This is a genomic window from Pseudomonas machongensis, assembly GCF_034961125.1.
GTDB lineage: Bacteria > Pseudomonadota > Gammaproteobacteria > Pseudomonadales > Pseudomonadaceae > Aquipseudomonas > Aquipseudomonas machongensis.
Map to the genome: position 1 here is coordinate 22,965 of NZ_JAYFUI010000131.1, position 6,144 is coordinate 29,108.

General features: G+C 64.8%; 5 protein-coding genes. All 5 read left to right on the forward strand.

From position 1 onward, the window contains the following. On the forward strand, window positions 1-1,368 hold the full coding sequence (locus tag VA602_RS13995) for an ATP-binding protein (protein WP_323453490.1): 1,368 nt from the start codon (window positions 1-3) through the stop codon (window positions 1,366-1,368). A gap of 100 nt (window positions 1,369-1,468) precedes the next feature. Continuing rightward, window positions 1,469-1,984 (forward strand): sigma-70 family RNA polymerase sigma factor, encoded by a 516-nt coding sequence (locus tag VA602_RS14000; RefSeq protein WP_323453491.1) that lies wholly within the window; start codon window positions 1,469-1,471, stop codon window positions 1,982-1,984. Further along, entirely contained in the window at window positions 1,981-2,949 is a 969-nt protein-coding gene (locus VA602_RS14005) for a FecR domain-containing protein (RefSeq protein ID WP_323453492.1), read from the forward strand. The genes VA602_RS14000 and VA602_RS14005 overlap by 4 nt, the downstream gene beginning before the upstream one ends. A gap of 104 nt (window positions 2,950-3,053) precedes the next feature. After that, a complete protein-coding gene (locus VA602_RS14010) occupies window positions 3,054-5,567 on the forward strand; it encodes a TonB-dependent siderophore receptor (protein WP_323453493.1) in 2,514 nt (837 codons plus the stop codon). Window positions 5,568-5,798: 231 nt separating this feature from the next. After that, complete coding sequence (locus VA602_RS14015; RefSeq protein ID WP_323453494.1) at window positions 5,799-5,999, forward strand: hypothetical protein; 201 nt, start codon at window positions 5,799-5,801, stop codon at window positions 5,997-5,999. Window positions 6,000-6,144: the final 145 nt, after the last annotated feature.

The following is a 6,144-nucleotide window of genomic DNA, read 5'->3' on the forward strand; positions in this document are numbered from 1 at the left end:
GTGCGCCTGTTGCGCCGGCTATGGCCAAGGACGCTGTTCGGCCAACTGCTGCTGATCATGATCAGCGGCACCCTGCTGATCCAGTTGATGTCCAGCAGCATCTGGTTCGACGTGCGCTTCGCCCAGGTGTTCGAAGCCCCGGTGCGGCTGATCGCTGCGCGCAGTGCCCCGCTGATCGCCCAGGCCGACTGCCATGTCGGGCAGTTGCAGGTGCCGCCGCGCTATCACCTGCGCTGCGCCGAATCGCTGCCCAAGGCCCAGCGCGACGACCGGCGCGGCCGTCACCGCATCGAACTGCTGCTGCACCAGGCGCTGGCCTACGAACTCGGCCACGACCAGCCGGCGCGCCTGCTGAAGGTGCAACTGACCGATGAGCTTGGTCAGCCGATCGTCTGGCGCAGCCTGTTCGGCCTGCGTACCGCCCAGGCGCATCTGCAGTTCGCCGTGCCGATGGACGACGGCCACTGGCTGCTCATCGACGGCGAGGAGTTGCAGGGGTGGAGCGGCGAATCGGCGTGGGTGCTGATCAGCGACTATCTGCTGCGCGTCTATGCCCTGCGCATCGTCGCCGTGCTGCTGGTGTGCCTGGTGGCCGTACGCCTGTGCCTGCGCCCGCTGCGGCGCCTGGCCGATGCCGCCCGCGGCCTGGGACGCAACCTGGAGCAGCCGGCCCTGCCCCTGGAAGGCCCCGAGGAAGTGCGCCAGGCGGCGCAGGCGTTCAACGCCATGCAGCAGCGGCTGATCGCCATGGTCAACGACAAGGCTTACTTTCTCGCTGCGGTCTCCCACGACCTGCGCACGCCGTTGACCCGCATGCGCCTGCGCCTGGAACGGCTGGAGGATGGCGAACACAAAGAGCGCCTGCGCCAGAACATCGTGCAGATGGACGCCATGATCGGCCAGGTACTGGACTATTTGCGGGCCGGCGAGCAACAGAACCTGCAGGAGGTGGACCTGGACCGACTGGTGGCGCGCCTGTGTGCAGACCTGGCCAGCGCCGAAGAGCCGCTGCCGATCCAGGGTGAAGTGGGCAAGGTGAAGGTCGATGCCTTGCTGATGCAGCGGTGCCTGCAGAACCTGCTGGTCAATGCCCTGCGTTATGGCAAGGCGGTTTCGCTGCGGCTCGAGGCGGATGCGGCGCAGGTGCGGATTCATGTCGAGGATCGCGGGCCGGGTATTGTCGAGGGCCTGCTGGATACCGTGACCGATCCGTTCGTGCGTGGAGAGGGTTCGCGCAACCAGGCGTCCGGTGGGTATGGCCTGGGGCTGAGCATTGCCCAGCGGATTGCGGCCAGCCATGGCGGTGAGTTGCGGCTTTCCAATCGCGATGGCGGTGGGCTGGAGGCGACTGTGGTGTTGCCACGCTAGCACCAGCCCGCCCACAGCGCACACCTCAAGCCCCCCATTGCCAAACCCTGCCCAAAAGAGTTCAAATCGCACTAATTCCCATTAACAACTCCCCTCCCCCATGCCCCCCACCGATTCTGCCCTGCGCTCCGCCACCGAGGCTCTCTACCTCACCCACAGCGCCTGGCTGCGTGGCTGGCTGCGCAAGCGTCTGGACTCCACCAGCGATGCCGCCGACCTGGTACAAGACACCTTCGTGCGGGTCATCAAGGCGCGTCGTGCCCTGGATATCCGCGAGCCGCGCCAGTATCTGAGCACCGTCGCCAAAGGTCTGGTCATCGACCTGTTCCGCCGCCGGGCGCTGGAGCAGAGCTATCTCGAGGCGCTGGCCTCCCTGCCCGCCTGCGACCACCCATCCGAGGAAGACCAGGCGATCGTTCTGGAAACCTTGATGGAAATCGATCGCATGCTAGACAGCCTGGGCGACAAGGTGCGTCAGACGTTCATCCTGTCACAGTTCGAGGGGCTGACGTATCCGCAGATCGCCGAGCGCCTGGGCGTCTCGGTACGCACGGTGAACAACCACATGGCCACGGCGATGGAGCAGTGCTGCCTGATGCGCCTGGGGCTGCTGTGAGCGCCGTGTCATCGCCGTTGAGCACAGCGCAGCGCGAGGCGTTGCGCTGTGCGGCGCAGTGGTATGCGCGGCTGTCGTCGGGGCTCGAGGATGCGGGCGAGCAGCAGCGCTGGCAGCGCTGGCACGATGCAGATCCTCTGCACCAGCAGGCCTGGCAACAGGTTGAGGCGGTTCGGCGGATGGTCGAGGGGGTGCCACGGCAGATTGCAGCGCCGGCCCTGCGTCAGGCTCGGGAGTCGCGCAGGCGGGTGCTGCGTCAGTTGCTGGTGCTGGCGGGCGTCGGTGTGGTGGGTATAGGCGGCTGGAGAAGCGAGCTGCGAACAACGCTGATGGCCAGCGTGCACACCGGGGTCGGCGAGCAGCGTGAGGTGGTGCTGGAGGATGGCAGCCAGATCCTGCTGGACAGCCGTTCGGCCCTGGATGTGCGCTTTGACGCAGAACAGCGTGTACTGCGTCTGCTGAGCGGGCGGGTGCTGGTGCAAACGGCCGCTGATGCCCTGGCGCGTCCGTTTCTGGTAGAGGTGTCGCAGGGGCAGGTGCAGGCTTTGGGCACCCGCTTCACGGTCGACGCCGACGAGCGCTTCTGCGAGGTGACGGTGCTGGAAAAGGCCGTACAGGTGCGTCCGCTGAACAGCGCACAAACCCTGCGTCTGGAAGCGGGTCAGCAGGTGCGGTTTGATCGCTCTCGGCTTGGAGAGCCGTGGCGCAGCGACGCTTCGGTGGCGTCGTGGCAAACGGGTAGCCTGATAGCCATCAACCGGCCGCTGGGCGACTTGCTGGAAGAACTGTCGCGCTACCGGCGTGGCTGGCTGCGCTGTGATCCATCGATTGCCGGGCTGCGGATTTCCGGGGCCTTTCCGCTACACGACATCGACCTCGCCCTCGCCGCATTGGCCAGCGGTTTCGAGCTGCGCATCGTGCGGCGTACCGATTACTGGGTCAGTGTCATGCCTCGGGTCAGTTGAGGCGTCGCGAAAAAAAACACATCTGCGTTGCACTTTTTTCTCACGTCCTTCGGCCATTGCTCAGACATCTGCCGTTTGAGCGGATCAATTGGGGGAGGACCATCATGACGTACCCGTATGCGCGCCGACTGAAACCGGTGGCCGCAGCCATTCGCCTGGGGTTTTGCAGTGTGGCCCTGACCACGCTGGCGGCGTTCGCCCATGCAGCCGAAGTCAGTGAGCTGCGCCAGTACCAGATTCCTGCCGGCAGCCTGACGGAGGCGCTCAGCGCCTTTGCATCGGCCTCGGGCAGTGCCTTCTCCTTCGATGCCGCCTTGACCGACGGCCATCGCTCGCCGGGGCTGCAAGGCCGCTACAGCGTTGCCCAGGGCTTCGCGCTGCTGCTGCAAGGCACAGGGTTGCAGGTGGTCGCGCAGAGCAATGGCAGTTATGTGCTGCGCCCGTCGCCGCGCAATGACGGCTCGCTGGAGCTGGACGCCACGACCATCTCCAGCCAGCGCCTGGACGCCACCTCCGAAGGCACCGGGGCCTACGCCGCGCGGGCGGTGACCATCGGCAAGGGCACACACACGCTGCGCGAGACACCCCAGGCGGTGACCGTGCTGACCCGCAAGTACATGGACGACCAGAACATCAACACCATCGACCAGGCGATGGAGAAAACCCCGGGTATCGCGGTGTACGAATCGCCCATGGGCGGCAAGTACTTCTATTCGCGTGGTTTCATGATGCAGGGCCAGTACCAGTACGACGGCGTGCCGCTGGATGTGGGCGGCGAGTATGTACAGGCCAACAGCTTCTCGGGCGACATGGCCTACTACGACCGGGTCGAAGTGCTCAAGGGCGCGGCGGGCATGATGAAGGGCTCGGGCAGCTCGGCGGGCGGGGTCAATTTCGTGCGCAAACGCGGCCAGAGCACGCCCACCACCAGCCTGAGCCTGTCGGCGGGCTCCTGGGACAACTACCGCAGCCAGATCGATACCGGTGGCCCGCTCAACGCCTCGGGCACGCTGCGTGGCCGGGCGGTGGTAGCGTTGCAGGATCGCCAGTACTTCTACGACCTGGGTAAACGCAAGGACCAGATCCTCTACGGAGCCCTGGACTACGACCTGACGCCGGATACTACCCTGGGCTTAGGCGTCGCCTACGAGCGGCTCGACGCCCGGCCCTGCTGGCACGGCCTGCCAAGGGGGAGCGATGGCAAGGACCTGAAGCTGAGTCGCTCGACCTGCCTGGGCGCTTCGTGGAACACCTGGGACAGCCAGCGCACCACGGTGTTCGCCGACCTCAAGCACCAGTTGAACGATGAGTGGGCGTTCAAGTTCGCCGGGGCCTGGACCCACAACGACCAGGACATCAAGTACGCCCTTTCCGAGACCCCTGGCGGGGTGCCTGCAGGGGCGACCTCGGCGCCATCCTCGGTGTACTCGGGCCTGTTCGACTATGACCAGACCGACTACGGTTTCGACGCGTACCTGGATGGCAAATTCGATGCCTTCGGCCTGCAGCATGAATTGGTCGTAGGCGCCAACGCCAGCCGCGCCCAGACCCGCGACCACTGGGCGCTGATCAACATGACCGGCCTACTCGGCGCGTCGCAGGATCCGTTCAATCCCAACCCGCACATCCCCGAGCCCAGCGATGGCTTCTACGCGCCCAACGCTTACCGTGGCGGCCCCTTCCCGACCGAGACCGACACCCGGCAATTCGGCACCTACGCCACGCTTCGCCTGAAGCTGGCTGAGCCGCTGACCCTGGTGCTGGGTTCGCGCGTCAGTTGGTATCGCAACAGTCGTGATTCCTACACCCAGGCGTGGGATTACTGGCAGCACGACCGCAGCCAGGAGAACGGTGAACTGACGCCATTCGGCGCGCTCATCTACGACCTGAATGACAACTGGTCGGTCTACACCAGCTATGCGGCGATCTTCCAGCCGCAGAGCACTTACACCGACCAGGCAGGCAGCCCCTTGCAGCCCAAGACCGGCGCGAGCTACGAGTTGGGGATCAAGGGCGAACTGCTGGATGGGCGCGTGAACACCTCGTTCAACCTGTTCCGCACCGTCGAGGAACATCGGGCGGAGGCCAACTACGACAGCAGCTGCCCGGGATCTTCGGACGGCTTCTGCTACAGCGATGTGGGCAAGGTCAGGGCACAGGGTTTCGAGGCGGAAATCAGTGGCGAGGTGATCGAGCGCTTGCAGGTGCTGGCGGGCTATACCTATACCCAGACCAAGTACCTGGACAGCACCAGTGCCAACCCGCAGGAGCCGGCGTTTTCGACCACCTACTTCCCGCGCCATCTGTTCCGGGCCTCGGCGGACTACCAACTGGCGGGAGCACTGGAGCGCTGGAGCGTGGGGGCAGGGGTAACGGCGCAGAGCGATGTCGCGTTCCGGGATGGCAACATCAGGCCCGTGGCGGTGAAATCCGTTCAGCCGGGGTATGGCATCTGGAGTGGACGGATCGGCTATCGGATCGACGAGAACTGGTCGCTGGCGCTCAATGGCAACAACCTGTTCGACAAGAAGTACTACCAGAGTGTGGGGGCGGTTTCGTGGGGTAACTTCTATGGTGAGCCGCGCAACTTCACAGTGACGCTCAGAGGCAACTTCTGATGTAGGGCTTCATTCCCAAGGGCCGTGGACTAAGTGTGGGAGCGCACTTGCCCGGAACTGTCAGTTTTTTGCGTTCGGGCCGGCAGTGGCCTGCCGCCAGGCAGGCCCTGATTTTCACCAGGACAAAATTTCTGACACCCTGGCCGCTACAATCCCAAACCTTGAACCCCTTCCCCCAATGCGTTATAGCTAAAAAGGTACCCATAACGAAAAGAGGCTAACCACGCCCCCATGCACGAGATCACACGTATCCGTCGGCTGCATGGCCCGCTTGCCAACCTGATCGGCAAGCCTACCGGGCCCTTCCCTGCCGCCGTCTCCAGCCTCGGCTGTTCCCCGCTCTCGACACTCTTCCACACCCTGTCGATCCCGCCCCGCGATGTCCTGCTGGCGCACAAGCGCAAGCGCCCCGTGCCTCCGCCTGCCTGCTGACCCCTGAAGTTTCCGCGCTTCCACCGCCCACGGTTCGTTGCCGTTCGGGGCTGGGGAAGTCTTGCCTTTCTTCCGTGATCACAGGACTTTTTCATGACTACTCGCGTCGCCATTATCGGCGCCGGCCCTTCCGGCCTGGCGCAAC

Bases quoted from the DNA above. Each gene is read 5' to 3' on its own strand.
- VA602_RS14000 (WP_323453491.1), top strand. From the start codon at position 1,469: ATGCCCCCCACCGATTCTGCCCTGCGCTCCGCCACCGAGGCTCTCTAC.
- VA602_RS14010 (WP_323453493.1), top strand. From the start codon at position 3,054: ATGACGTACCCGTATGCGCGCCGACTGAAACCGGTGGCCGCAGCCATT.
- VA602_RS14015 (WP_323453494.1), top strand. From the start codon at position 5,799: ATGCACGAGATCACACGTATCCGTCGGCTGCATGGCCCGCTTGCCAAC.